General features: G+C 44.4%; 26 protein-coding genes and 1 tRNA gene. 19 read left to right on the top strand and 8 right to left on the bottom strand.

All coding sequences use genetic code 11. From position 1 onward, the window contains the following. Positions 1-89: 89 nt before the first annotated feature. From EIZ58_RS24620 to EIZ58_RS24605, 4 genes are all read left to right on the top strand, one after another. Positions 90-2828, top strand: a complete 2739-nt coding sequence (locus EIZ58_RS24620) for a response regulator (protein WP_134703585.1) — start codon at positions 90-92, stop codon at positions 2826-2828. An 8-nt stretch (positions 2829-2836) separates the two neighbouring features. After that, complete coding sequence (locus tag EIZ58_RS24615; protein WP_205672327.1) at positions 2837-3700, top strand: CheR family methyltransferase; 864 nt, start codon at positions 2837-2839, stop codon at positions 3698-3700. Position 3701: 1 nt separating this feature from the next. Then, the gene (locus tag EIZ58_RS24610) at positions 3702-5633 is read left to right on the top strand and encodes a PAS domain S-box protein (protein ID WP_134703583.1); all 1932 of its coding nucleotides are present in this window, start codon (positions 3702-3704) and stop codon (positions 5631-5633) included. A gap of 101 nt (positions 5634-5734) precedes the next feature. After that, positions 5735-7117 (top strand): MATE family efflux transporter, encoded by a 1383-nt coding sequence (locus tag EIZ58_RS24605; RefSeq protein WP_134703582.1) that lies wholly within the window; start codon positions 5735-5737, stop codon positions 7115-7117. Positions 7118-7212: 95 nt separating this feature from the next. Here EIZ58_RS24605 and EIZ58_RS24600 read toward each other — a convergent pair whose 3' ends face one another. Further along, complete coding sequence (locus tag EIZ58_RS24600; RefSeq protein WP_134703581.1) at positions 7213-7419, bottom strand: hypothetical protein; 207 nt, start codon at positions 7417-7419, stop codon at positions 7213-7215. Positions 7420-7601: 182 nt separating this feature from the next. Between EIZ58_RS24600 and EIZ58_RS24595 the strand changes: the two genes are divergently transcribed. Beyond that, entirely contained in the window at positions 7602-9083 is a 1482-nt protein-coding gene (locus EIZ58_RS24595; protein ID WP_134703580.1) for an alanine/glycine:cation symporter family protein, read from the top strand. Positions 9084-9133: 50 nt separating this feature from the next. On the opposite strand, the gene EIZ58_RS24590 is transcribed toward EIZ58_RS24595, so the two are convergent. Next, positions 9134-9775 (bottom strand): spore coat protein, encoded by a 642-nt coding sequence (locus tag EIZ58_RS24590; RefSeq protein ID WP_134703579.1) that lies wholly within the window; start codon positions 9773-9775, stop codon positions 9134-9136. A 126-nt stretch (positions 9776-9901) separates the two neighbouring features. On the opposite strand from EIZ58_RS24590, the gene EIZ58_RS24585 reads away from it, so the two are divergent. The 4 genes from EIZ58_RS24585 to EIZ58_RS24570 all read left to right on the top strand — a co-directional run bounded on the left by EIZ58_RS24585 (position 9902) and on the right by EIZ58_RS24570 (position 11429). Continuing rightward, entirely contained in the window at positions 9902-10213 is a 312-nt protein-coding gene (locus EIZ58_RS24585; RefSeq protein ID WP_134703578.1) for a hypothetical protein, read from the top strand. 69 nt (positions 10214-10282) lie between these two features. Further along, entirely contained in the window at positions 10283-10717 is a 435-nt protein-coding gene (locus EIZ58_RS24580; protein ID WP_134703577.1) for a Dps family protein, read from the top strand. A 4-nt stretch (positions 10718-10721) separates the two neighbouring features. Then, entirely contained in the window at positions 10722-11066 is a 345-nt protein-coding gene (locus EIZ58_RS24575) for a DUF2512 family protein (RefSeq protein ID WP_134703576.1), read from the top strand. 288 nt (positions 11067-11354) lie between these two features. Next, positions 11355-11429, top strand: a tRNA-Gln gene (locus tag EIZ58_RS24570). A gap of 39 nt (positions 11430-11468) precedes the next feature. Here EIZ58_RS24570 and EIZ58_RS24565 read toward each other — a convergent pair. Together EIZ58_RS24565 and EIZ58_RS24560 are read right to left on the bottom strand one after the other, a co-directional pair. Then, a complete protein-coding gene (locus EIZ58_RS24565; RefSeq protein WP_134703575.1) occupies positions 11469-12068 on the bottom strand; it encodes a hypothetical protein in 600 nt (199 codons plus the stop codon). An 87-nt stretch (positions 12069-12155) separates the two neighbouring features. Continuing rightward, on the bottom strand, positions 12156-12272 hold the full coding sequence (locus tag EIZ58_RS24560) for a GapA-binding peptide SR1P (RefSeq protein ID WP_134703574.1): 117 nt from the start codon (positions 12270-12272) through the stop codon (positions 12156-12158). 215 nt (positions 12273-12487) lie between these two features. On the opposite strand from EIZ58_RS24560, the gene EIZ58_RS24555 reads away from it, so the two are divergent. Further along, the gene (locus EIZ58_RS24555) at positions 12488-13327 is read left to right on the top strand and encodes an alpha/beta fold hydrolase (RefSeq protein WP_134703573.1); all 840 of its coding nucleotides are present in this window, start codon (positions 12488-12490) and stop codon (positions 13325-13327) included. 289 nt (positions 13328-13616) lie between these two features. On the opposite strand, the gene EIZ58_RS24550 is transcribed toward EIZ58_RS24555, so the two are convergent. Beyond that, a complete protein-coding gene (locus EIZ58_RS24550) occupies positions 13617-13721 on the bottom strand; it encodes a sporulation protein YjcZ (RefSeq protein WP_134703572.1) in 105 nt (34 codons plus the stop codon). A 155-nt stretch (positions 13722-13876) separates the two neighbouring features. On the opposite strand from EIZ58_RS24550, the gene glcT reads away from it, so the two are divergent. The 3 genes from glcT (at position 13877) to ptsP (ending at position 17258) form a co-directional block, all read left to right on the top strand. After that, on the top strand, positions 13877-14722 hold the full coding sequence (gene glcT, locus EIZ58_RS24545) for a glucose PTS transporter transcription antiterminator GlcT (RefSeq protein WP_134703571.1): 846 nt from the start codon (positions 13877-13879) through the stop codon (positions 14720-14722). A 102-nt stretch (positions 14723-14824) separates the two neighbouring features. After that, a complete protein-coding gene (locus EIZ58_RS24540) occupies positions 14825-15505 on the top strand; it encodes a PTS sugar transporter subunit IIAB (protein ID WP_134703570.1) in 681 nt (226 codons plus the stop codon). Positions 15506-15524: 19 nt separating this feature from the next. Next, a complete protein-coding gene (ptsP, locus tag EIZ58_RS24535; protein WP_134703569.1) occupies positions 15525-17258 on the top strand; it encodes a phosphoenolpyruvate--protein phosphotransferase in 1734 nt (577 codons plus the stop codon). Positions 17259-17310: 52 nt separating this feature from the next. Here ptsP and EIZ58_RS24530 read toward each other — a convergent pair whose 3' ends face one another. After that, positions 17311-17490: a small acid-soluble spore protein H gene (locus EIZ58_RS24530; RefSeq protein ID WP_134703568.1), complete on the bottom strand. Its 180-nt coding sequence runs from the start codon at positions 17488-17490 to the stop codon at positions 17311-17313. 162 nt (positions 17491-17652) lie between these two features. Here EIZ58_RS24530 and EIZ58_RS24525 point away from each other — a divergent pair, with 162 nt between their 5' ends. After that, the gene (locus EIZ58_RS24525; RefSeq protein WP_134703567.1) at positions 17653-17757 is read left to right on the top strand and encodes a sporulation protein YjcZ; all 105 of its coding nucleotides are present in this window, start codon (positions 17653-17655) and stop codon (positions 17755-17757) included. Positions 17758-17803: 46 nt separating this feature from the next. On the opposite strand, the gene EIZ58_RS24520 is transcribed toward EIZ58_RS24525, so the two are convergent. After that, positions 17804-19174: an aldehyde dehydrogenase gene (locus EIZ58_RS24520; RefSeq protein WP_134703566.1), complete on the bottom strand. Its 1371-nt coding sequence runs from the start codon at positions 19172-19174 to the stop codon at positions 17804-17806. Positions 19175-19319: 145 nt separating this feature from the next. Here EIZ58_RS24520 and EIZ58_RS24510 point away from each other — a divergent pair, with 145 nt between their 5' ends. From EIZ58_RS24510 to EIZ58_RS24500, 3 genes are all read left to right on the top strand, one after another. Continuing rightward, positions 19320-19904 carry a peroxiredoxin gene (locus tag EIZ58_RS24510; protein WP_240689370.1) on the top strand — a complete coding sequence of 195 codons (585 nt, stop codon included), beginning with the start codon at positions 19320-19322 and terminating at the stop codon, positions 19902-19904. 23 nt (positions 19905-19927) lie between these two features. Next, on the top strand, positions 19928-21325 hold the full coding sequence (locus EIZ58_RS24505; RefSeq protein ID WP_240689368.1) for an MFS transporter: 1398 nt from the start codon (positions 19928-19930) through the stop codon (positions 21323-21325). Between the two features lie 110 nt (positions 21326-21435). Then, positions 21436-21900, top strand: a complete 465-nt coding sequence (locus EIZ58_RS24500; protein WP_134703563.1) for a CBO0543 family protein — start codon at positions 21436-21438, stop codon at positions 21898-21900. A gap of 24 nt (positions 21901-21924) precedes the next feature. On the opposite strand, the gene EIZ58_RS24495 is transcribed toward EIZ58_RS24500, so the two are convergent. Further along, a complete protein-coding gene (locus EIZ58_RS24495; protein ID WP_134703562.1) occupies positions 21925-22818 on the bottom strand; it encodes a DMT family transporter in 894 nt (297 codons plus the stop codon). 244 nt (positions 22819-23062) lie between these two features. On the opposite strand from EIZ58_RS24495, the gene EIZ58_RS24490 reads away from it, so the two are divergent. Both EIZ58_RS24490 and fba read left to right on the top strand, forming a co-directional pair. Then, positions 23063-23419, top strand: a complete 357-nt coding sequence (locus tag EIZ58_RS24490) for a DUF4870 domain-containing protein (RefSeq protein ID WP_134703561.1) — start codon at positions 23063-23065, stop codon at positions 23417-23419. Positions 23420-24770: 1351 nt separating this feature from the next. After that, positions 24771-25634: a class II fructose-1,6-bisphosphate aldolase gene (gene fba / locus EIZ58_RS24485; RefSeq protein WP_134703560.1), complete on the top strand. Its 864-nt coding sequence runs from the start codon at positions 24771-24773 to the stop codon at positions 25632-25634. The last annotated feature ends 9 nt before the right edge of the window (positions 25635-25643 follow it).

Here is a 25643-nt window from a genome sequence, read left to right as displayed (position 1 = left end):
TCCTTTGGAGGCTTTTTTCTATTTGGGGGAGGAATTGGAAAACAAAAGGAGAAATAGTTTGATTGACCAAATAAATAAGGGGAAAAATCATGTCATTTAAAACAAGATTGTTTATTGGGTTTGGGTTCATCATCATGTTGATGATTATTTTATTGTATTCGATCATCAGTATGCTGAATAACCAAAATCGAACGATGAACGAGATCGTGGAGGATCGCTACCGTAAAATTCACTTGGCCCATGAGGTTCGATATGGTGTTAGTACCATAGGAAAAGAGATTAACGAGAGTGTTTTTCTCTCTAGTAATCGATCCGCCAGTCAGCGCTTAGAATTGATTGAGGCAGGTAAGCAGCAGGCAGCGTACGCTCTACAGGAACTCAAACAAATTATCGTGATTCCTCAAGCCAAGCAAATGTTAACGAGATTAAACGGAGAGTACCTAGCGTATGTGGCTACTGTCGATCAACTCATGATCCTGGATGGAACGGAACTAAATGAACAGATTCAAGAAAAACTGAAACTAGCGGAAAGTCAGAGAATAAACTTAATCAACACCGCTGAGAATATTGTGGAGTTTCAGGAACAAGTAATGGACCAGTCACTTCTTGATTTCAAGGAAGCGTATAGGAATGCGGTAAAATTAATTATCCTGGTCTCAGGTTGCGGCGTCTTAGTTGGCATTTTGATAGCCGTGTGGATTGTTCGCGGGGTGACAGCACGCCTCTATCGCGTGAAAGACGTCATGGCAAGTATTGTGACGGGGGAAGAGCAGCTTCCTCGAGCGGAGGTCTCTGTCAAAGACGAGATCGGTGAAATTGCCATTGCGTTTAATGAAATGGCGCAAGCTCTCGAGGATCATACAAGACTCGAGAGGGAGTATCAAGAGGGTATTAAAGAACAAGGCTGGCTGAAGGCTAAGCTTGCCGAGTTTTCGGTGCTCACTCAAGGTTTGAACGATCGTAATGTTCTAGGGTGTCAGTATTTGTCGGCATTAATCCCAACAGTGAACTCTTGCTACGGTGTTATTTATGTTAAGGAAAAGAAGAATCATCGTTTGTTTAAATTAGCTTCCTACGCGGATCCGAAAGCTTCAGAGAATGAAAAAGTCATGGATACAATTGGTTTAGGAGAGGGGCTCATCGGTCAGTGTGCAGTAGAAAACAAGTTTGTCTACATCGAGAATTTACCCGAGAACTACATTCGGATCAAATCAGGTCTAGGCTCTGCCAAACCTACCAGCTTGTTTATTTTGCCAATAGCTTTTGAGGGAGAGGTTTTGGCTGTTATTGAGGTTGCTTCTTTTAATAAGATGACCTCCCTCCATCAGTCTCTTCTTGAACAGGCTTCCTATCAGCTGGGCATTGCTTTTAATCGGATTGAACAATATACGCAGGTTCAAGAGCTTTTAAAGGAATCTCAGACTTTGAACGAGGAATTGCAAAGTCAATCTGAAGAATTACAGTTACAGCAGGAAGAGCTTCGAACGATGAATGAAGAGCTCGAAGCCCAGTATAAGAACTCTGAGCAAAAAACGAAGGAGCTAGAAGAGATCAAGCTTGCTTTGGAGGAAAAGGCCAGAGCGGTGGTTCTGGGGTCGAAGTATAAGTCCGAGTTTTTAGCAAATATGTCTCATGAGCTCAGAACACCGCTTAATAGTTTACTGATCTTAGCGCATATGCTGTTAGAGAACAAATACGGAAATCTAACCGAAAAACAACTCGAGTATGTGGGGACCATTTATTCCTCAGGCAATGATTTGCTCCAGCTTATCAATGATATTCTGGATTTGTCTAAGATTGAATCCGGGAAGATGGATATACAGCACGGAGAAGTAGACCTAGCAGAAATAATGGAGTTTGCAGAACGGCAGTTTCTTCCGGTAGCCAGACAAAAAGGGATCGACTTTACAATTGGGATAGACGAATCTCTGCCAGGGATCATTTATACGGATGAACAGCGACTCTGTCAAATATTAAAAAACTTGTTATCTAACGCGTTTAAATTCACAGAGAGAGGTAACGTGCATCTCCAAATTGCAAAGGCTTCTCAAAGAGGGGACCAGCATGGCTTTTTACAGCATGAGCTGTTGTTAGCTTTCTCTGTTACAGATACCGGTGTGGGAATTAGTCCTGATAAACAAGATCTTATTTTTGAAGCGTTTCGTCAGGCTGATGGTACTACAAGCAGAAAATACGGGGGAACTGGGCTCGGGTTATCTATATGTAAAGAACTAGCTCAATTGTTGGGAGGCTTTATCGAGGTCCAAAGCGTTGAAGGAAAAGGGAGCACGTTTACCTTCTTCCTGCCTAGTCAACCAGCTGAAAGCGTCATTGAGATTACCTCAAGCGAGAGAGAATCGGCTGTAGGGTGGACCGCTCACGTAGAAGAGCAAGCTCTTTCTCTTTCTGAAGAGCGCACCTTGGAGGTAGAGGTATCCCACGTTAATGAAGTGCTAAAGGGTAAAAAGGTTATGGTTGTAGACGATGATATGCGCAATATATTTGCTCTTAGCAGTGCACTTGAGGGTGCAGGCATGGACGTGATATTTGCCGAGAACGGACGCGAAGCTCTTGAGCTGCTAATGGAACAGCCAGATGTGGGTATTATCCTTATGGATATTATGATGCCGGAAATGGATGGATATGAGGCCATGCAAGCGATTCGGCATATTCCGGAATATCGAGGGTTGCCTATCATTGCATTGACCGCCAAGGCGATGAAGAACGATCGGCAGAAATGTATGGATGCAGGAGCCTCAGATTATATTAGTAAGCCTGTTAATCTCGACCAGTTATTTTCGTTGTTGAGAGTATGGCTTTATCAATAGGTGAATTTATGGAAGAACATAACCAAGGCTGTAGTGAGTTGGAAAAACTTGAAATGGAATTGTTGTTGGAAGGAATCTATCGATACTACGGGTTCGATTTTCGGAATTACGCTTTTTCGTCGATCCGAAGGAGGGTTTGGCATCGCATTCAAGCAGAAGGCTTGCGAACTGTAACCTCCCTGCTAGATCGAATTCTGCATGATCCTCACATGATGGAAAAGCTGTTTTCGGACTTCTCTATTAATGTAACTGAGATGTTTCGTGATCCTAGTTTTTTCAAAGCGTTTCGTAGGCAAGTGGTTCCCCAACTGAGGGAATTACCGTTAATACGAATTTGGCATGCTGGCTGCTCCACAGGGGAGGAAGCTTATTCGATGGCTATCTTACTCCATGAGGAGGGTTTGTATCATAAGACAAGGATCTATGCTACGGATATTAATGATCGGGTATTGGAAAAAGCGAAGCTAGGTGAGTTTCCAATCAATCGTATGCAAGGATACACTAGCAATTATGTTAAATCGGGTGGTCATAAATCTTTTTCAGAGTATTATCAGGCGCATCGGGATTTTGTTCGTTTTCATCCGTTCCTGGCAGAAAATATTGTTTTTGCCCAGCATAATCTAGTTACAGATGGATCCTTTAATGAGTTTCATGTGATTATTTGTCGTAATGTCATGATTTATTTTAATCGAGAGCTCCAGGAACGAGTTCAAGAACTTTTTTATGAAAGCTTATGCTCTGAAGGCTTCCTCGGGTTGGGAAGCAGGGAAGGACTATCTTTTACCCGGTATGCGGAATATTACGAAGAGGTGGATAGCAATGAGAGGATCTATCGCAAGATGACATATAAATCTAGGCAGAGGCGAGGATGATATGGATCAAATTGTAAACATCTTAATGGTAGATGATCGACCGGAAAATTTAGTGGCTTTGGAGGCAGTTCTTTCGTCCCCTCCATACCGTTTAATTAAAGCCAGTTCGGGGGAAGAAGCGCTCAAGTGGGTCCTTAAGCTAGAGTTTGCTGTTATTCTATTGGATGTGCAGATGCCGGGTATTGATGGGTTTGAGACAGCGAGGTTAATTAGGGCGAGAGAGAAATCGAAAGATGTGCCGATTTTATTTATTACAGCGTTAAGTCAGACCCTCGATCACGTGATGCATGGATACTCAGTTGGTGCCATAGATTATATCTTTAAGCCTTTTCATCCGGCTGTCTTGAAAAGCAAAGTGGCGGGCTTCGTTGATATTTATCTCAACCAGAAACAGCTGAGGGAGCAAAAAGAACTGCTGAAATCCAGAACGGAGGAGCTTGAGATAGCTTACAGTCACCTGCGGAGGAGCGAAGCGTTGGCCCGCGCAATTGCCGACTCTTCTCTCGATACGATCGTAACCCTTAGCGAAACGGGAAAAGTTCATACGATTAATCCAGCTGCACTTCAGATGTTTGGTTATTCAGAAGCGGATCTAGCAGATTTATATATTTCAAACCTGCTGCCTGTGTTAACGCTGCAATCCCTATTCGAGTTTAAGGAGGGAGTCACCGTAGAAAGCGAGGGGCTCCGTAAGGACAGGAGCTTGTTTCCTGTTGAAGTACAAATCTGTGGGGCTACGGTTCAAAATGAATCTGTACTGGTTTGCTCCATTCGAGATATCACGGAACGTAAGAATCAGTACCAGATGTTAAAGCGTTTAGTTGAAGAGCGTACGCAGGAATTAACGTTGAGCAACCAGACCTTGCAAAAAATGGTGAATCTGGTTCAGGAAAGCGAGCGGCGTTATCGAGAGCTGGTTGAAGAATCTCCGGAATCCATCTTTGTGCGGCTAGTTGATGCTGAGCACTTTACATTTGTAAATGAAACCGGCCTTAAGCTGCTGGGAGCTAAATCCAAAGAAGACGTGATTCCAAGAAGTATCTTTGATATTATTCACGCGGATTATCATCATCAGGTATATTACTTGAACGGTGAGATAAAAAAAGGAAAAAAGCCTGGTGTGCTCGAGGAGCAATGGGTTCGTTTAGATGGAGAAATCATCGATGTTGAGATAAAGGCTATCCCGTTCCTTTACTTAGATGAACCATCGTTACATATCGTTGTTCGGGATATTACAGAGTTGAAAAGAAGCAGAGAAATCATCCAGCATTCCGATAAGTTAACGGTAGTAGGAGAGTTAGCTGCGGGTATCGCTCATGAAATTCGTAACCCGCTTACAAGCTTGAGAGGGTTTGTGCAGTTGCTAGGTTTAGGCCATGACTTCGGCAAAGAATATAGTCATATCATGTTATCGGAGATCGATCGGATTAACTCGATCGTGAGTGAACTCCTTCTTCTGGCTAAGCCGAGAAATCTCGATTTTGCCCATCGGAATCTAAGGGAAATGCTCGACGATGTGATTACGTTGCTCAACGCGCAAGCCAATCTCCATGGAGTGCAAATCGTAACCTCCTATATAGAGCAATCTAATTCTATTATCTTTTGTGAAGAAAACAAGATAAAGCAAGTTTTTATTAATATCTTGAAAAATGCGATAGAAGCCATGACCGATGGAGGCCAAGTGACCATTGAAGTTGTTCCTACCCACCAAGAAGTTTGTATCTCTTTTGTGGATGAAGGATGTGGCATTCCGGAAGAACTTTTGCCTAAGATTGGTCAGCCATTCTATACAACGAAGGAAAAAGGAACAGGATTAGGGATGATGATTAGTCATAGCATCATTCAAAGTCACCAAGGAACGCTCAATATACATAGTCAGCTAGGGAAAGGGACGGTTGTAGAAATTACTCTGCCTGCGACGACGGAGGCTTGAGGAACGCTTTCCAGTATACAAATTTGTAGGTATTCTTGTATAATGTCAGATATGCCCGACCTAGTAAGGTCGGGTTTTTAGTGAGGAAAGGATCTATTTATATGAATCCAACAGGAACATGGAAACAAAAAACAAGACAATTTGGTACGATCTTGCTGCCCATCCTGATCACGCAGCTTGCGCTTTTTGCCATGACTTTTTTTGATGTGGTGATGTCAGGGCATGCGGGCCCGGAGGATTTAGCAGGAGTCGCGATAGGGTCGAGTATATGGGGGCCTGTGTTTACAGGTCTTAGCGGAATTCTCCTTGCCATCACACCGATCGTTGCTCATTTGATTGGAGCACAGAAGAAGGAAGAAGTTCCGTTTCAAGTGAACCAAGGCATCTATCTAGCCACAGGTCTGGCTTTAGTGGTCATTCTTGCTGGTTTTTTTGTAATTGATCCTATTTTGCATGCAATGAGTCTTGAAGACTCAGTCCGAAGGATTGCCACACATTATTTGATGGCCTTAGCCTTTGGGATTGTTCCCGTTTTTATTTACAGTGTGGTTCGATGCTTCATTGATGCTCTTGGGCAAACAAGAATAACAATGTATATTACTCTCTTATCTGTGCCTGTTAATATTGCTCTAAACTATGTACTGATCTTTGGTAAGTTTGGTTTTCCCAGACTCGGGGGTGTGGGGGCGGGTTACGCTTCTTCTATTACGTACTGGTTGATTTTACTGATCTCTTTTATTGTCATCTTTAAGATAAGCCCATTCAAGGAATATCAGATTTTGAAAAGATGGTCAGGAGTTTCCCTCATAACTTGGGGCGAACAGCTGAAAATTGGAATCCCGATCGGATTTGCTATTTTCTTTGAAACAAGTATTTTTGCGGCTGTTACCTTATTGATGAGCGAGTTTAATACGGCCACGATAGCGGCACATCAAGCGGCCCTTAATTTTGCTTCTTTTGTCTACATGATTCCGATGAGCATTGCGATGGCCCTGACTATAGCGGTTGGCTTCGAGGTGGGGGCAAGGAGATATGATGATGCAAAGAAGTATTGTGTTCTTGGGATTGGGGTTTCTTTGGTCCTGGCTTTATTTACTGCTTTAGGACTGTTCGCATTTAATGAAGAGGTAGCCCGATTGTACACGACGGATGCAACGGTTCTCGAGTTGACGAAGGTTTTCTTGGTCTATGCTATCTTCTTCCAATTATCAGATGGAATTGCTGCTCCCATTCAAGGCGCTCTAAGAGGGTATAAAGACGTCAATATCACTTTAATTATGGCTTTCATTTCCTACTGGGTACTAGGTCTCCCTGTTGGCTATGCTCTTGCCAAATGGACTAGTATCGGGGCTTACGGTTATTGGATTGGCTTGATAGCTGGACTCGCCTTTGGGGCGATATTATTATCTATTCGATTAGTAAGAATACAAAGAAGACAAAGAAGACAACTTCATACGATACAAGAGCCTAAGCTTGTTGGATGAAAAAAGGGGTATCCCACGTAGTCGCAGGCGGTCTTACCGGCCTTTTTGGGACACCCTCAACATGAGTAGTTGCATGGATTTATCACAGGCAACGCTTATCGGACGTTATTATCTGTCAGGCTTGGATTGCTTCCGGCTTTCTTAGCCTGGGCCTGTGATTCCAAGCTCCCTGTAATGCTTGAAATTCTTTGGATATCGGCCTGAAGTTCATCGGGAGAGTTCACATGTTCCTTAATATCTTTCGCGATCCCTTCAAGTTGATCTGCTAGCCTGTGAATGAGGGAGATATCAAATGGTTTCATAAAAAATGTCCTCCTTATCTTTTGCTCATGGTATGTACTCGCCATTTAATATAGCCAAAAGTGACAAAAATCATAAATCTGATTAATAATTTTCGCAATTTACTAATAAGATAGAGTTGGGGAACTTTGGTGCTATAATATATTTCAGATAATTACTAAAAACATTGAAGGGGGTACAATTTTTGGAAGCGCTTATAAATGGTCTTAATGACCTTATCTGGAGTCAGGCATTGATTTATCTTTGCTTGGGAACGGGGATTTTTTACACTCTTGCGACTCGGTTCCTTCAATTAAGACACCTAAAAGATATGGTGAAGCTCATGTTTCAGGGCAAGAGCTCGGATGCAGGAGTATCCTCATTTCAAGCCTTATCTTTAGCCCTTTCTGGAAGAGTAGGAACAGGGAACATCGCAGGAGTAGCTACCGCTATTGCATACGGTGGTCCTGGTGCTGTGTTTTGGATGTGGTTAATTGCCTTTCTAGGATCCGGTTCAGCGTTCGTAGAGGCTACCTTAGGACAGGTATATAAAACGAAGCAAGACGGGCAATTTCGTGGAGGTCCGGCGTACTATATTGAAAAAGGCTTAAAAATGAAGTGGTATGCGGTGTTATTTGCCATTGTAACCGTGATTGCAACGGGGGTATTGCTCCCTGGCGTACAAGCAAACAGTATCGCAGCTGGGATGAATAATGCATTTGGTATTAGCACGACAGTGACAGGAATTGTTTTAATTCTCGTGTTAGCAGCTATTATTTTTGGTGGTATTAAGAGAATAGCGGGCGTTGCCCAAGTTGTCGTACCTTTTATGGCAATTGGTTATATCATTGTTGCACTTATTGTTGTTATTGCTAACTTCTCCCAATTGCCAGACGTCATCTCCTTGATTTTTAGTAGTGCATTTGGAACAGATGCGGCTTTTGGGGGAATTTTGGGTGCGGCCATCGCGTGGGGAGTCAAGCGCGGAATCTACTCGAATGAAGCGGGTCAAGGTACGGCTCCGCACGCTGCAGCGGCAGCAGAAGTTTCCCATCCGGCTAAACAAGGCTTGGTTCAAGCGTTCTCCGTCTATATTGATACCTTGTTCGTTTGTACCGCAACAGCCTTTATGATTTTGGTCACGGGCATGTACAATGTCAAGCCAGATGGTATGGATCCGATTGTGAATAATCTCGGGGATTTGAAGCCAGGCCCTGGCTACACGCAACAAGCAGTTGAATCCGTCATTCCTGGTTTCGGTGCGCCCTTTGTAGCGATTGCCCTATTGTTCTTTGCTTTTACTACGATTATGGCCTATTACTACATGGCTGAGACCAACCTAGCCTATATTAACCAGAAGGTCAAACGTGTGTGGACTGAACATGTACTAAAAATTGCAATCTTGGTTGTCGTATTCTACGGAAGTGTGAAAACGGCTGAATTTGCTTGGACGCTAGGGGATATCGGGGTAGGTGGCATGGCTTGGCTTAACTTGATTGCCATCCTTCTTCTGACGAAGCCAGCCCTTAAAGTGTTAAAAGATTATGAAATGCAGAAAAAAGAAGGAAAAGACCCGGTGTTTGATCCTGTGAAACTCGGCATCACGGATGCGGAGTTCTGGGAAAAAGAATACCAATATCAGCCCGATCCAAAAGCAACGAAGTCAGGGAAGAGCATATCTTCCTAATAATAACAAAAAGGTGACCCTCGAAATAGGTAGGGTCACCTTTTTGTTATTTAGCTAGACAAATACTTCATGGTATTCATATTGTTCGGGTCATGCGTCATCATACGGGGGTCGATATGATTCTGACCTCCAAAAGTCATTGGATTCATTTGTTGTTGTTGACCATAGCTATTTACCATCGTATTGGTTGTCATTTCTTTCATTGTTGGAACTTGATAGTATCCTTGTTGGTTCATATATTGCCATACTTCATAAGCCATTTCGGAGCAGTTGATTGCACCTTGCTGCAACATTCTCCGCAGCTGGGGATCGGCACATTCTAGGGCAGCCATCATTTTGAACACGGTGGAAGATTTGTAGCTAATAAGCATCCCGCTGGATACATCGCGGTCGTCCATTTGCTGCATGGAAGTATTAGGTGCTTGGGTAGCAGGGTTGTTTAAACCGTATGTAGGTGAGAAGTTCCGGGGAGCGCGATAAGGAACCGCTTGGCTCATCCCTCTTTGATTTAAGGTTTGTACCATCATGTTGTATTCATTCAACATAAACTGAAGATGCCTGTCAATCATCTGGACGAGTTGCTGATCCTGAGCATGCGGACGGTAAAGCTGAAATTGGTTGATGCCGTTAATGGTATCCGTGAGAACTTCATGCATTTCCATTACTTCATGTGCTCCATATTGCGCTGTCATCTTTAGAATTCCTCCTCCAAATTTTCACAGTGAGGTGATACCCCAGAGCTATTATCGACGCTAATGTAGGTGGATATACTTCGAAAGGTTAGTTTGGGGAATATTACTTTAGAGGGGGTGAATGAAGTGAAAAAAGAGGCTTCATATGAAGAGGTTATTCAGCAGATAGTGCGTATACTTGACGCCGATGGTGCTTTTACAGAAGGAAACAAAGAGGAGCGGGCGCAACAATTGTTAAGCCAAGTCACTCAAGAGGGAAGAGCAGATTTTAGTCCCACTCGATATGGGGTCACTAGAGAAGAAGACGGCGTTCAGCTTCTGTCCGTATTTGAGAAGGGACACAATGTTTATTGGGATCAATTGCTTGAAGAGCTTCCGCTTCCACAGCAGCAGATGGAGCAAAAATCACCTTACATTCCGATTATTGAGGAAGTTTAGTTCGAGTGAGGTTAGAAGTTTCGACTATGGGTAGGATAAGAACTGGAAAAAATACAGGAGGATTAAGGTATGAATCTAACAGATGTCCTAAATAAGCAAATTGCCAATTGGTCCGTCATGTTTATTAAGCTACACAACTATCATTGGTATGTAAGCGGAGACCAATTTTTTACGCTGCATACGAAATTCGAGGAATTGTACAATGAAGGGGCATTACATATCGATGAGTTGGCAGAGCGTTTGCTGTCCATTGGAGGAAAGCCCGTGGCAACGATGAGAGAGACGTTAGCTGCAGCCTCTATTCAGGAAGCATCAGGAAATGAATCCTCTCGCGAGATGGTGGAATCTGTAGTTTCAGACTTTACTCAAATGATCTCGGAGCTCAAGAATGGCATGGAAATCGCAGAGTCAGTCAATGATGAAACAACGGGGGACATGCTTTTAGCCATCCACTCGGCATTGGAAAAGCATGTATGGATGTTAAATTCCTTCCTGGGCAGGTAAGTGAATGTACAACCTCGTAGGGAAACTTCTCTTGAATGGGCTTGTTATCATTCCCTTTTTACTGTGGTTTTCGGATGCTTCATTCGGAGTGGCTGTCGTAACCTCAATTGCCTTTTCGGTTCTATCCTTCTTGCTTGGTGACCAAATCCTGTTAAGGATGACTAATAATACAACAGCTACCCTAGTGGATGCAGGATTCGCGTTAGCCTTCTTCTGGCTAGCAGCCGTCGTCACCAACTGGTCGTTGACTTTAGGTGAGATCCTGACCTTAACGATTTTGTTAGGGAGTATCGAATGGATGTTTCATCGTTATCTTCGGAAGGCCAGCAGAGATCGAATGGAAACCTAAATAAGTTCTAATAGCTGATCCCATCTTGAGGGATCAGCTGCTTAGAGTCTATACTAGTAATTGATCGAAATACGGATGACCCAGCCAAAGAAGGCGAGTGTGGGGACGGTGCAAAGGACAAAGATTTCTAATAAGCTAGGAATGTCTTTATCATTTTCCATGAATACACACCTCCTGTTTGCCTAGTCATAGTATGCCCGTATCCTAAACTTCAAAAAGGCTTTATATATTGGGGATGACAGGAAGGTATAATTTGCTCAAGAACGGTACAAAATAATACTAATTGAATGGCCCGTAGCCAAGCGGTAAGGCAACGGACTTTGACTCCGTCATGCCCTGGTTCGAATCCAGGCGGGCCAGCCATACATAGTTAAGCAAAGAGCAAGGCCCATGGCCTTGCTCTTATTTTGTTGGTGTGACGGTTTTAAGGATAGCCCATAGGCGAGAGGTAATCCCTTCAGCACTTTCCTTCAAGGGCATATGGATAGTGTAGACAAACGTTTGTCCTGTAGGTAGTGTTTTTGCAAGATAGATCAGATTAACAGGATGTTCCTCTGACTCCACTAATAGATAAAACGGGGCATCATGGAAGTAAGGTTCAAAAATCTGTTCGGGATGAAGGTCATGAACTTTTCCAGTTGGCATTAGCGAGTTCATGAGCTGCTCTTTATATGAAGCGACTTGAATGGATGGATCTAGCTTTTCTATCCGAGCAAAAAAATCAGGATCAATATCTGTCAACAGGACGTCTTTTCCTGGTTCTTCAAAGTCGAGCGAAAACCGCTCCATCACATACAGGGTGTAATCAAAGGAACCGTGTTTTAAGGTAGCTTTTTCTTCCTCCTTCATCCCTTCCATTGTGAACTCTATCTTTTTTTCCTGTGGAAGATGTTCCCCGGCTGTAGAACTAGGGGGTTGCTGAGAAGCCTGTGGACTTGTTCCGCATGCTATTAGACTTCCAGAGAGCAAAAGAGTGAGTCCTAAAGTCATCCATTTTTTCATTCGTATTGACCTCCTTGAGTAGCTTCATCGTTTAAGACGGAGGTCATCTTCAAAAAGTTTCAGAAAACAAAAAAGCAAGCCACAAATTTAGGCTTGCTGACGAGACTTATCTTGGCATCCACATTTTACATAAAGCGTGCTTACTTTTTCATCTTGCATGAAATCAACGGTGGTATCACAGTCTTGGCAAACTAAAATGGTCATGTGATCAGCTCCTTTTTATTTTAAATAGTATCATCTATTTTTTATTAGTATGTCATATTTAAATTATATATGGTAATTTTGATGTTGAAAAGACTGCGTTTTTTGTTTGGGTAGGACCTTTTTTGTCCCTTTTCTTTCAAGTAAAGCCTATGTAACTCACTTGAAACCGAAGTTTAATACACTAAACGAGACATTAGGTGAGGGGGTTACTCGGTATGAATGACTTGAAAGTTAGAGCGAATGGATTAGACTTTCATCTGGTTGATTACGGGGGAAGTGGAGAGGTTGTTTTTTGTGTACATGGTCTTACAGCAAATAGTCGTTTTTGGGATGCCGTAGCCCTTGCATTAACAACTAGTTATCGGGTTATCGCTATCGATCTCAGGGGGCGGGGGGATAGCTGCAAGCCTGAAGAGGGATACAGTTTGGATGAGCATGCCAAAGACTTAAACACTGTATTGGAGGTCTTATCGATCGACAGGGTGATCTTCATGGGGCATTCTCTTGGAGCAATCATTGGCTGTTGTTTCGCAGCAAATTATAAAGAAAAAGTCTCCCATCTGATATTAGTGGATGGAGGGGCAGACTTTGAGCCCTTGGTCATTGATCTTTTGCAATCTTCACTGGATCGTTTGGATCGGATATTTCCAAGCCTAGAGGATTATCTTCAATTTATGAGGAAATCCCCATTCTTTTCTGATTGGAATCGGTATGTAGAGCAGTATTTTTTAGCCGATGTGATGGAGTTAGAAGAAGGGTCCGTACGATCCAAGGTAACGAGAAATGTAGTTGCTCAGGAACTTCAGGCACTTCAAGAGGTATCCATCAATCGTTTTCATGAGCATATTAGGGTTCCAATCCTCATTTTATGGGCCCCGCAATGCCTGCTTCATCCCACCGCTTATTTGATTACAAAGGAAAAAGGGGAGGAACTTGCAGGTCGGCACCCGTTCAGTCGATTTAGCGAAATCACAGGGAGTAACCACTTCTCTATTGTATTTTCCAAGCATGAAGCTCTTGTAAGAGAGGTAAAGGAGTTTCTATCATTCCCATAGAAAAGTATAAGAGGACAGTCAAAGGTTGACTGTCCTCTTCATGTTTATTAGGAATTTTTACCACAAAGAGTTCGAGTACAAGCCCAAACCCATTTCCAACTTATGAAAGCCCTACCTCTCTTCCATCCTTACGGCTCCGATGACCGATCCAGGGGAAAACATGGAGATTTATAGGGTTGTTACAAATAAAAGATTAAAGTGAAGTCGAGATTTAATTATATATGAGATGTATGATAAAGTCAAATCAAAAGACCGCATGACAAACGCGGTCTTTGATTAACCAGCTAAATTAAACGAAGAACCCAGGACGAGCTACAATTACCAACAGGATATAAAGAACCAAAATAAACCCGATTCCTGTGCCTAGACCAGCACCAGCAAAAGGTACACCCATGAGAAATTCCCTCCTTTTCATTCAATTAATACATCATATGTCCAAAAGCGATTTCTGCTTGTACAGATGCCCAGATTAGAGGGACTTGGGTGCTAGTGATTAAGCCCGTTGACAGGTCTTTCTTCCGTTCGTTATCATGGGGGAAGAGGGTGGTGATGGCCTTGTCCTTTTTAATTAAGAAAGTGCTCAACAATAATGTGCTGATGGCGGAAGCGTCTCATAGGGATGAGGTCGTTTTAATTGGTGCAGGAATTGGCTTCGGGAAGAAAAAAGGTGACCTTATCGCAACAGATTCGATTGAAAAAATGTTTGTACTAACAAATCCGAGGGAACAAGAACAATATAAGAAAATCCTTTCTCACATTGATGAATCGTTGATTGGAGTGATCAGTGAAGCTCTCGTCCATATTGAAAAAAAGCTCGGCATAGAGCTGAATGAACATATACATATCAGCCTGACCGATCACATTGGCTTTGCTTTGAAGCGAATACGGGAGGGGCTAGATATAGAGAACCCTTTCCTCTTGGAGACCATGCATCTCTACCCTAGTGAGTATGCTCTAGCCGAGGAGGTCGTGAAGCTGATCTCAGCTAAAACGGGGATCTTGCTTCCGGAAGGGGAGGTTGGATTTATCACGCTGCATATACACAGCGCTACATCGAATAAATCCCTAACGGAAGTCAATCACTATTCCCAGCTTGTCCATACCCTAATACAGATTATAGAAGATGGATTAGACATCCGAATCGATCGATCGAGTATTCATCATATACGATTGATTAGAGAGCTTCAGTATACGATTCAGAGGGTAAGCTCAGGAGAGCAAGTGAAAGAAGCAGAAAAACTGGCCATGCTATTGAAGGAAGAATATCCTATATGTTATAATGTTGCTTGGAAGATCATGAAGGTGATCCAGTATTCCTTGAAGCAGCAGGTTTATGAATCAGAGATTGTATACTTAACCCTGCATTTGCAAAGGTTTTCTGGCAAGTTTATATAGTGTTTCTGCGTGTTACTGATTCGATCAGGCATGAGCGGAAGAGATGTAGATTGTCTACATTTCTTTCCTCATGCTTTTTTTGTGTTCTAAGGAGGGTTCATCTTGCTAGAGAAAAGCATCTTGGAAGCCATGGGCGGAAAAGCCAACATCTTGAATGTGAGTTCTTGTTCGACACGCCTGAGATTTGAAGTAATAGATCCCTATAAGATTGACAGAGTCAAGCTTAAAGAATTGGGGGCTCAAGACGTGTTGCAGGTGCATGGGGAATGGCATGCTATTTTTGGTCCTCGATCCCATATCATTAAAGAACAACTTGAGCGTGTGAGGGTTACTCAACCTCATGTTCAATACGACGAAAAAATAGCAATTCCGATTCAAGGCACGATCTTGCCGCTGGAAGTGGTGCCGGATCCCATATTTTCACAAAAACTGATGGGAGAGGGGTTTGCTGTCGATGCTGTGGAAGGATTAGTGGTCTCTCCGGTTAATGGAGTTGCAGCGAGTGTTTTTCCTTCTAAACATGCGATTGGTCTTGAGTCCGATGGGGGACGAGAAATTCTAATCCACTTCGGAATCGATACCGTGAAACTAGGAGGACAAGGGTTTGACTTGCTTGTCAGGCAAGGGGATCGCGTTCGGATCGGTCAACCCTTGCTCCGTGTGGATCTGTTTAAATTGAAGGCTCTGGGATTTTCTTTAATAAGTCCCATCGTTTTTTCGAATCTTAAAGAAGGAGAGTATGTAGCGATTGTAGAGTCGCGGGTTGAGATTAAAACATACTAGGGAAAGGTGGAAGTTGGCTATGGGAGTAAATACTGTTGAAATATCAATGAAGGGGATTGCAGCATCGGCTGGAATCGCCATGGGGAAGGCGTATCTGCTTGAAAGTCCTAATTTGACGGTCACCCAAACCCCAATCACGGATCCAGAAGCGGAGATTGGGCGACTCACGCAGGCCGTTGAAACTTCAAAAATAGAATTGGAGAAAGTTAAAGAACACGCTTTACATAAACTAGGGCCGGATAAGGCTGAAATCTTTGCTGCTCATCTCCTTGTTCTTAGTGATCCTGAGCTCATCGATCCAGTTAAAGATAGCATTCGAAATGAAGGCTTGAACGCTGAGCTTGCCATGAGCAATGTGGCGAACATGTTTATCGGAATGTTTGAGCAGATGGACAATGAGTACATGAAAGAACGTGCCGCAGATATCCGTGATGTGACGAATAGGGTCATTGCTCATCTTCTTGGGGTTACGATTCCGAACTTAAGCTTAATCTCTGAAGAGGTCATCCTGGTGGCCGAAGATCTGACTCCATCGGATACCGCCCAATTAAACCGTCAGTATGTAAAAGGATTCGTAACCAATATCGGCGGACGGACGTCTCATTCTGCGATTATGGCACGTTCGATGGAGATCCCTGCTATCGTTGGAACTAAGACCATCACCAGGGAAGCGGAACCAGGGATGATGATCATCGTTGATGGTAACCAGGGACAGGTCATTATTAATCCCTCGGAATCCGTTGTTGCTGAGTATGAGCAAAAGAAACAAGCGTATGAAGCCCAAAAGGCAGAATGGGCCAAGCTAAAGAATGAGGCAACGGTAACGAGTGATGGAGAACACGTGGAGCTGGCCGCCAATATTGGGACTCCGGAAGATGTACAGGGGGTCTTGGACAACGGCGGAGAGGGAGTCGGGCTGTATCGTACAGAATTTTTGTACATGGGAAGAAACCAGCTTCCAACTGAAGAGGAGCAGTTTGAATCTTATAAAACAGTACTTGAAAGAATGCAGGGTAAGCCGGTCGTAGTCCGTACCTTAGACATTGGCGGGGATAAGGAGCTTCCCTACTTGCATTTACCTAAAGAGTTAAACCCTTTCCTCGGATTCCGAGCGATTCGCCTATGCTTGGAGGAAAAAGAGATTTTCCGGACGCAATTGCGAGCCTTGTTAAGAGCAAGTGTTTACGGCAATTTAAAGATTATGTTCCCGATGGTTGCTACAGTGGAGGAATTCCTTGAGGCAAAAGAGATGCTACTTGAGGCAAAAGAGGAGTTATTGAGTCAAGGGGTTAGCGTTTCGGATGAAATTGAACTTGGAATCATGGTGGAAATTCCTTCTGTGGCCATTCTAGCTGATCAATTTGCTGAACTTGTGGATTTCTTCAGTATTGGAACAAACGATTTGATTCAGTATACGATGGCAGCTGACAGAATGAATGAAAGGGTAGCCTACTTATATCAGCCGTATCATCCGGCTATTCTTCGTTTGATTGATCACGTGATCCAAGCAGCTCATAAGAACGGAAAATGGGTAGGAATGTGCGGAGAGATGGCAGGCGATCCGATTGCGATCCCGATTCTGTTAGGGTTAGGTTTAGATGAATTTAGTATGAGTGCTACTTCTATCTTGCCTGCAAGAAGCCAAATTAAAAAGTTATCCAAACAAGAGACCTCTGGGTGGAGAGACAAAATGTTGGCGATGCGAACTTCTGACGAAGTTGTCGCGTTTGTGAAGGGAAACATGGAGAACTAAAAGCAAAAAGAAGCTGAGGCTTAACGCTCAGCTTCTTTTTGCTTTGTGACGACTAATGTTCAATGAGTTGTGCAACGGGAACTTCTTGCTCGTTCTGTGGCTCATCTAACGGAAAGATTCGCGCAGTTTCATTGTTTTCATCTACGTGTTGAATGTACACCGGAGTTCCGTTAAATGTAACATGACGCATAACCGGCGATTCCGCAATCTCGTTTGCACGTTGAATATTCATGATCCATGCCCTCCTTTGGTTGGTTTGACCACAATAATACTCTTTGCACCAAAGGAAGGGAGTATACATCATTTTCCAGCTTGGAGATAGGCATCCGTACAATCGCCTGTCTAGGTCAGGGCATATACATGTGTTAGAAAGTTAAGAAGGGAGGAGAAATGTATGGGAGCTCCTGTAGCAGGTGGATTATGGGGTGGCCTTGCGTTCATCCTAGTCCTCTACATCTTGCTCGTAATCGTGGCCCAGCCTGGTTTTGTTGGCTACTAGCAAGCAAGAAAGAACAGTCCGAGGAGGGACTGTTCTTTCTTTTGTTTTATCGGACAAACCACCGTAGTTTTTTTAATCCGTTTTTTACTTGAGGGTAGCGCAAGGGAATGTCAAATCTAGTGGTTTGCTTGAGTATGCTTTTTTCATGGGAAAAGGTATCAAAGCTTCCTTTTCCATGATAGGCTCCGATGCCGCTTTCGCCTACACCTCCAAAGGGGAGGTGAGGGGAAGAGAGGTGCATCAGCGTATCGTTGATACACCCCCCACCAAAGGAAATGGATCCGAGGACGAACTCTTGGGCCGTGGGGTCTTCCGTAAACAAATATAATGCTAAGGGCTTTGGTCGCTGATTGACTTCAGCAATAACCTCCCCTAGCGTACGGAAAGTCAAGACAGGCAGGATCGGTCCAAATATCTCGTCTTGCATCACCTCGTCCTTCCAAGAAATATGTTCAAGTAAAGTGGGCTCGATCAATAACGTTTGACGATCGGCTCTCCCTCCCACAATAATCTCTCCATTAGACAAGAAGTGCTGAAGTCGTTCAAAGTGCTTTTCACTGACTATTCTTGTGAAATTCTGCTCCTCGAGTATTCGGTCCCCATAGATTTCTTCGATCGCTTTTTTCATTTTTTCGAGGAGCCGCTCTTTTATACTTTCTTGGACGTAAAGATAGTCGGGAGCTACACAGGTTTGACCCGCATTAATAAATTTTCCCCAGACGATCCGTTTGGCAGCTAGGGATAGGTTTGCATCCTCATGGACAATGCAAGGGCTTTTTCCACCTAACTCGAGTGTAACTGGCGTTAAGTGTTTGGCTGCCGCAGTCATCACGATTTTACCCACAGGAACGCTACCAGTGAAAAAGATATAGTCAAACTTTTTCTCCAGTAAGGATGTGCTTACCTCGATGCCGCCCTCCACTACGGAAATGTATTCTGGCAAAAAGACCTTCTGAATAAGCTCTACTAGCAGGGCAGAGGTACGTGGAGTAAGCTCAGAGGGCTTAAGCATAACACAATTGCCCGCTGCTATGGCCCCAATGATCGGAGCGATGGCTAAATGATAAGGATAGTTCCAGGGAGCAATCACAAGGACAACACCGTAGGGTTCAGGGTAGATCATGCTCTTGGAGCCGATGGTCATGAAGGAAGCCTTCACGGCGCGAGGCTGGGCCCATCGATCAAGGTGCTTGAGCATAAAATTAATTTCTTCAATAAGCACGCCGATTTCCGTGACGAAAGCTTCATATTCCGATTTATTCAAGTCTTGTTTAAGAGCTTCATTGATTTGCGGTTCGTAGTTTAAGACCATTGCTTTAAGCTTTTTCAGAGCTTCCTTACGAAAGGACAAGTCTTTGGTTTTTCCTGAATGAAAAAACTGACGCTGTTGATCGATTCTTTCTTGATAAGCGTCCATCGTGACCTCCAGATCTTAAAAATTACTCTAAGGGTTTGGGCTTATATTAGAAATATTATCCATCCTTGTCAAGTTTAGATGGACACTCCCGTGATGAATGCCTAGTGCATAAACTAGGATTAGATATGAAAGGAAGGGAAAAGCCATGGATAATCAGCAGCCGTTTTGTGCCACGCGAGATGACGAGGCTCCGCTATTTACAGCCCCGGCTCTTCTAGTGAATCAGGAAATGAAGAAGTTGAAGCTAGAGAATTGCAGAGGGTCTTGGGTGGTGCTTTTCTTTTACCCAAGTGATTTTACCTTCGTCTGACCAACCGAACTAGCAGCGGTCGCTGCTCTCTATCCTCATTTTCAAGCGGTCGATACGGTAGTATGGGGTATTAGTACAGACAGTGTTTTTTCCCATAAAGTATTCAAGGATGTATCGCCTAAAGCTAAACAGATCCAATTTCCTCTTCTCTCCGATCGAAATCTGCAGATTAGTCGTGCTTATCGAGTTCTAGATGAGAAGGCTGGGGCTGCGTATCGGGCCACCATTGTTATTAATCCGGAAGGGATCATCGTTTCCAAGCAAATCTATCCGCAAGAGGTAGGAAGAAATATCTACGAGATCCTCCGATTGCTTCAGGGACTTTACTATGAAAGAAAAACGGGGAAAGGTGTTCCTGCCAATTGGGTGCCTGGGATGCCAGGCATAGACACGAACTTTACTGATGTAGGAACAATCTAAAGCGGCTAGGCTCTCTACCATGTATGGAGCCTTTTTGTTATGATAACGGAAAATACGTTAAAGGTTGGTGGGAGATGGAGAATGAAGTTAATCCCAATATAGAACGAAAAGTGATTCCATTATGGAGTCTTACGGTATGGCTTGTCGTGATGAATACGACGATGTTTAATGTCGCCTTGCCCAGTGTAATCGGAGATTTTCAGCTTACCCCAACGATTGGTTCGATCATTGTTTCGGGCTACTCTATTGCCTTTGCGATTGCAACCATTACCTATAGCCGTCTATCAGACTTTATCCCAATACGCATGTTGCTCATTACGGCCCTGGTGATACTGGGTGTTGCATCGATGATTGGGTATATCGCCAATACGTTTTCCCTGCTGGTTACCGCGAGGCTTCTTCAAGCAGTAGGGGCAGGAGCCGTTCCAGGGCTAGCTATGGTGTTGGCTGCGCGTTATATTTCACTAGCTCGAAGAGGAAGAGCCATGTCGCTCATTTCCTCTGCTGCATCATTAGGTTTTGGCTTAGGTCCTGTTGTTGGAGGATCCATTACACAGTGGTGGGGATGGAATGCTCTGTTCCTAGTAACGACCCTAGTCTTGTTCCTGCTTCCATGGTTTAAACGCTGGCTTCCTGTAGAAGAACAAAAGCCTATTCAATTCGATCTTTTAGGTGCGGCCCTCACGGCCTTTGGAGTAGCGATAGCACTGGTATACTTAGTAACGTTTCAGAACTGGCTTCTTATCCTTAGTCTGGTGACTTTTTATGTACTCTGGAAGCATATCCACCGACCATCACAACAAACGCCTTTTATCCAGCCACAGTTGCTGCGACAAGGGTCTTACTTGAAATTATTGTTTATTGGCTTTTCGGCTTTCTCTACGCATTTTGCCATTTTGTTTCTTATGCCGATCATGCTCGCTGTCTTATACGGAAAAAGTCCTGCTGCTATCGGTCTTATTATATTTCCAGGCGCAATGCTTTCTGCTTTTGCAGCCATCTTTATTGGGAAGGCCATTGATCGATGGGGGAATCAACCGTTATTGCGGTTGGGTCATCTGTTACTCGGGGCCTCAACTCTTGCTTTTGCCTGGTTGTCGGTTTATTCGCCTCATATGATTTTAATCACTTATATGCTGACAAGTATCGGATTCACCTGCATGACTGCCAGTTTATCTAATGAGGTCTCTCGCATACTGGATAAACCGATGCTGGGTTCTGGCATGGGATTGATGCAGCTCATTCAATTTTTTGGAGGGGCCTTCGGAGTCACCGCAGCGGGGCTGTTCTTGGATGTTCAAAAGGAGCTATCACCGGAGGTCTTATACCGGAATGTGTTTATGAGTTTCTCCGTCTTAATCTTGTTCTCCTTTGGATTACTTTCTTTGTACTTGAAGAAACAGCACAGGGTTTCCGTCTAGTCCATTTACGAAGGACTGGGCTAATCACAATAGCGATTTATGTCGAACTAATCATAGGAAGGTTGGAGGTAGGTTGGAAATACTAGTAAAAACGAAACAGGAGTTTACATATGCTGTTTTCCATTACCACCTTTACCCTTGCTTGGCTCGCCTATATTCGATTTGCCGATAAAACAAAATTCCATAAGCTTTATCCAACTGTTTTATTAGCGATGTATTTAGCTAGTTCGGTGGATCTATTTGGCAGTCATCATTACAAGCTGTGGGATTATAGAGAGGAAGACAAAGAAGGAATAGAATATTTGCATCATCTCCTTCAGCAGCTGGGCATATATCCTGTTGTGACCTATTTGTTCTTGCAATATATTCCCTGTGAAGAAATCAATTGGAGGTTGCTGCGGTATATTTTCTACTGGACACTTCTTTCTCTAACAGTAGAATGGTTAGCGATCATCACAGGTAATATGTACTATTCTAAATGGTGGACCCTAGGCTATTCCTACTTGGCAGATTGGATTCTTTTTTTGATATTCTTTTTTCATTACCGTTGGAGAAAGAAACATGAAAGTGGTTGAAAAGGAAAAAGGCAGGGGTTACCCTTACCCTGCCTTTGTTTCGGGCTGCAACGTGACTAATAATACACCTAACAGGATAAACCCTCCACCTACGAAGAAATTAACACCCAGGTGTTCGTGCAGCAGCAACCAGCCTAAGAACGAGCCTACGATGGGCTGAAAGAAGAAAAAGAGCGAGCCAACACCGGCGTCCATTAGCTCAAGACCCTTATTCCAGAGGAAAAATGCACCTGCCGTAGAGACGATGCCTAGATATAATACACCAAGAATGATCAGTGGTTCATTGTAATGAATGGCTTCTCTTCGGATCTCCCAGAGCATGACCGGTGTCGTAAAGAGCAAGGCAAAAAAGACAGCATAGGTGGTAACGGTAAGCGATGTATGCCGCTGAGTAGCTATCTTCGCATAGATAGACAATAGGGCCCACGTGATGGCTGCTCCCACTAAGATCAGGCTACCTAATAGCGAGCTGTCCACGTTTTGCTCCCATCCGATCACAATGACGACACCTAGTGTGGCCAATGCGAGAGAAACGAGTTTGCGAGTCGTGAAGGCTTCCCCTAAGATCCACCGCGCAAAAACAACGATAAAGGCTGGTGTTGCAGACGTAATGAGAGCGCCAGTATGGGCATCAGACAAGCGCGTGCCGATAAACTGAAAGCTGATCGAAACAAAATACCCAATAAAGCCAATCCAAGCAAATAGATACCAATCTTTTTTCTCAATTCTTAATCGCGTTGTTTTTCGCTGTTGTACCTGTAAAAGGATAAACAGGACAAGGAAAGCGACAATATAGCGGAGCCAGACTAACGTAAGGGGTGGAATGAAGTCCAAAACATATTTACTGACAACATACATGCCTCCCCAAATACTAGCGGCCAATGATAAGCATATAGCTCCTAAAATGGTATTTTTCATGATTTATTCCTCCGTCTAAGGTAAAATGATGTTCCTACGGCTAGACGGGGAATCCCTATGCGAAGTCCCCGTCGTTTTACATGTGGGGATGGTCAATTTCAAATAATGTATAGTAGTACATCTTCTTTCTCCTTTCTGAAAAGTTCAACAATTCCTTTATTATAGCATTGTAGGGATGATCTTGTCATTTTCTGCCTAAAGAAGAATACAATAGCACAGAACGAAGAATAAAGGAGGCGGCGCCATGAGTGATGAGAACAAGGAAAAAACCTCCACAGGGCTAGACCCTAATGTTGCTGGATTTTTAAGTTATTTATTCGGAGCGATTACAGGTGTCATATTTTTATTGGTGGAAAAAGAAAATAAGTTTGTAAAGTTCCATGCGATGCAATCGATTTTGGTCTTTGTCTTTCTTTTTATCCTTAATTTTGTGCTAGGATTTATCCCCGTCCTAGGTTGGATTGGAAACATGGTCTTAGTGCCGGTGAGCCTGGTTTTATGGATTTTCCTCATGATTAAGGCTTACAAGGGTGAATGGTATCACCTGCCGATTGTAGGAGAGATTGCCGCAAAACAAGCGGAAGTACAAGTGAAGAGCTAGATGTTCTTAAGTCCTGCACAAGTGTGCAGGCCTTTTTAGATGGGGTNCTTAAGTCCTGCACAAGTGTGCAGGCCTTTTTAGATGGGGTGGAATGCGTGGCTTGATGCCCTCTAAGCTTCGCGAGGCGTGGATCGGGGCATCAAACCCGTTGTTTGATGCCCTTTGAGCTTGACGAGGCGTAGATTGGGGCATCAAAACCGAAGTTTGATGCCCTCCGTGCTTGGCGAAGCGCGGATCAGGGAATCAAACTGGTTGTTTGATGCCCTCTGAGCTTCACGAGGCCCAGATGAGGGAATCAAACCCGACGTTTGATGCCCTCCGTGCTTGGCGAAGCGCGGATCAGGGAATCAAACTGGTTGTTTGATGCCCTCTGAGCATGGCGAGGCGCGGATCAGGGAATCAAACCCGTTGATTGATGCCCTCCGAGCTTGCCGAGGCGCGGATCAGGGAATCAAACCCGACGTTTGATGCCCTTCGAGCTTGCCGTGGCGGGGATCGGGGAATCAAACCCGTTGTTTGATGCCCTCTAAGCTTCGCGAGGCGCGGATCAGGGAATCAAACCCGTCGCTTGATGCCCTCTGAGCTTCACGAGGCCCAGATGAGGGAATCAAACCCGACGTTTGATGCCCTCCGTGCTTGGCGAGGCGCGGATCAGGGAATCAAACCCGTCGCTTGATGCCCTCTGAGCTTCACGAGGCCCAGATGAGGGAATCAAACCCGACGTTTGATGCCCTCCGTGCTTGGCGAGGCGCGGATCAGGGAATCAAACCCGTCGCTTGATGCCCTCTGAGCTTCACGAGGCCCAGATGAGGGAATCAAACCCGACGTTTGATGCCCTCCGTGCTTGGCGAGGCGCGGATCAGGGAATCAAACCCGTCGCTTGATGCCCTCTGAGCTTCACGAGGCCCAGATGAGGGAATCAAACCCGACGTTTGATGCCCTCCGTGCTTGGCGAGGCGCGGATCAGGGAATCAAACCCGTCGCTTGATGCCCTCTGAGCTTCACGAGGCCCAGATGAGGGAATCAAACCCGACGTTTGATGCCCTCCGTGCTTGGCGAGGCGCGGATCAGGGAATCAAACCCGTCGCTTGATGCCCTCTGAGCTTCACGAGGCCCAGATGAGGGAATCAAACCCGACGTTTGATGCCCTCTAAGCTTCGCGAGGCGTGGATCGGGGAATCAAACCCGACGTTTGATGCCCTTCAAGCTCACCGCCGGCCGGATCGTGGCACCAAACCCATCACTTGAAGCCCCTACTCACCCTCTAAGGACATAAAATGTCCCGTATTTACATATTGCGTCCCGTTAGGTATAATAAAGGTATAAGATATTATTACATAAGGAGGCAGCTATGCCACTAGTATCGATGAAAGACATGTTGAACGAGGCTGTCAAAGGCCATTATGCGGTAGGGCAGTTTAATTTGAATAACCTAGAGTTTACCCAGGCCATTCTACAGGCGGCACAAGAAGAAAACTCGCCGGTGATCCTTGGTGTGAGTGAAGGGGCAGCTCGTTATATGGGGGGCTTCAAGCTGGTTGTGGCCGTGGTCAAGGCACTCATGGAAGAATATAAGGTGACGGTTCCAGTAGCTATTCACCTGGACCATGGTTCATCGTTTGAGAAGTGTGTGGAAGCGATGTATGCAGGCTTTACCTCTGTTATGATCGATGGCTCCCATCACCCGCTGGAGGAGAATATTCAAATCACGAAACAGGTGGTTGAAGTAGCCCATGCGCTGGGCGTGTCCGTTGAAGCGGAGCTTGGCCGCATAGGCGGACAGGAGGACGATCTGGTCGTGGCGGATGCCGATGCGATGTATGCCATCCCATCTGAATGCGTACAGCTTGTCCAAGCTACAGGCGTGGATTGCTTGGCTCCAGCCTTAGGTTCCGTACATGGACCTTATAAAGGAAAGCCTAATCTAGGATTTGATCGCATGAAAGAAGTTCAACAATTGACGAATGTCCCGTTAGTCCTTCATGGTGGAACAGGTATCCCTACCGAAGACATTCAACGAGCGATATCACTCGGAACGGCGAAGATTAATGTTAACACGGAAAATCAAATGGCTTCAGCAGCGGTGGTACGTTCGGTATTGAGCCAGAAGACGGATCTATATGATCCGCGTAAATACTTAGGCCCTGCGAGGGATGCCATTAAGGAAACGGTTAAAGGGAAAATGAGAGAATTTGGTTCGTCGAACCAAGCTTAATGGCAAAGA

Origin of the sequence: Ammoniphilus sp. YIM 78166 (genome assembly GCF_004522215.1) — a bacterium.
GTDB lineage: Bacteria > Bacillota > Bacilli > Aneurinibacillales > RAOX-1 > YIM-78166.
The sequence above is the reverse complement of the archived record's forward strand: the minus strand, read 5'-3'. Positions and strand labels throughout refer to the sequence as shown.

Coding starts and splice junctions, on each gene's coding strand:
- EIZ58_RS24580 (WP_134703577.1), top strand. CDS start 10,283: ATGAATCTAACAGATGTCCTAAATAAGCAAATTGCCAATTGGTCCGTC.
- EIZ58_RS24500 (WP_134703563.1), top strand. CDS start 21,436: ATGCTGTTTTCCATTACCACCTTTACCCTTGCTTGGCTCGCCTATATT.
- EIZ58_RS24605 (WP_134703582.1), top strand. CDS start 5,735: ATGAATCCAACAGGAACATGGAAACAAAAAACAAGACAATTTGGTACG.
- EIZ58_RS24490 (WP_134703561.1), top strand. CDS start 23,063: ATGAGTGATGAGAACAAGGAAAAAACCTCCACAGGGCTAGACCCTAAT.
- EIZ58_RS24610 (WP_134703583.1), top strand. CDS start 3,702: ATGGATCAAATTGTAAACATCTTAATGGTAGATGATCGACCGGAAAAT.
- EIZ58_RS24550 (WP_134703572.1), bottom strand. CDS start 13,721: ATGGGTGTACCTTTTGCTGGTGCTGGTCTAGGCACAGGAATCGGGTTT.
- EIZ58_RS24565 (WP_134703575.1), bottom strand. CDS start 12,068: ATGAAAAAATGGATGACTTTAGGACTCACTCTTTTGCTCTCTGGAAGT.
- EIZ58_RS24525 (WP_134703567.1), top strand. CDS start 17,653: ATGGGAGCTCCTGTAGCAGGTGGATTATGGGGTGGCCTTGCGTTCATC.
- ptsP (WP_134703569.1), top strand. CDS start 15,525: ATGGGAGTAAATACTGTTGAAATATCAATGAAGGGGATTGCAGCATCG.
- EIZ58_RS24530 (WP_134703568.1), bottom strand. CDS start 17,490: ATGAATATTCAACGTGCAAACGAGATTGCGGAATCGCCGGTTATGCGT.
- EIZ58_RS24575 (WP_134703576.1), top strand. CDS start 10,722: ATGTACAACCTCGTAGGGAAACTTCTCTTGAATGGGCTTGTTATCATT.
- EIZ58_RS24505 (WP_240689368.1), top strand. CDS start 19,928: ATGGAGCCTTTTTGTTATGATAACGGAAAATACGTTAAAGGTTGGTGG.
- EIZ58_RS24600 (WP_134703581.1), bottom strand. CDS start 7,419: ATGAAACCATTTGATATCTCCCTCATTCACAGGCTAGCAGATCAACTT.
- EIZ58_RS24495 (WP_134703562.1), bottom strand. CDS start 22,818: ATGAAAAATACCATTTTAGGAGCTATATGCTTATCATTGGCCGCTAGT.
- fba (WP_134703560.1), top strand. CDS start 24,771: ATGCCACTAGTATCGATGAAAGACATGTTGAACGAGGCTGTCAAAGGC.
- EIZ58_RS24615 (WP_205672327.1), top strand. CDS start 2,837: ATGGAAGAACATAACCAAGGCTGTAGTGAGTTGGAAAAACTTGAAATG.
- glcT (WP_134703571.1), top strand. CDS start 13,877: ATGGCCTTGTCCTTTTTAATTAAGAAAGTGCTCAACAATAATGTGCTG.
- EIZ58_RS24590 (WP_134703579.1), bottom strand. CDS start 9,775: ATGACAGCGCAATATGGAGCACATGAAGTAATGGAAATGCATGAAGTT.
- EIZ58_RS24560 (WP_134703574.1), bottom strand. CDS start 12,272: ATGACCATTTTAGTTTGCCAAGACTGTGATACCACCGTTGATTTCATG.
- EIZ58_RS24520 (WP_134703566.1), bottom strand. CDS start 19,174: ATGGACGCTTATCAAGAAAGAATCGATCAACAGCGTCAGTTTTTTCAT.
- EIZ58_RS24620 (WP_134703585.1), top strand. CDS start 90: ATGTCATTTAAAACAAGATTGTTTATTGGGTTTGGGTTCATCATCATG.
- EIZ58_RS24555 (WP_134703573.1), top strand. CDS start 12,488: ATGAATGACTTGAAAGTTAGAGCGAATGGATTAGACTTTCATCTGGTT.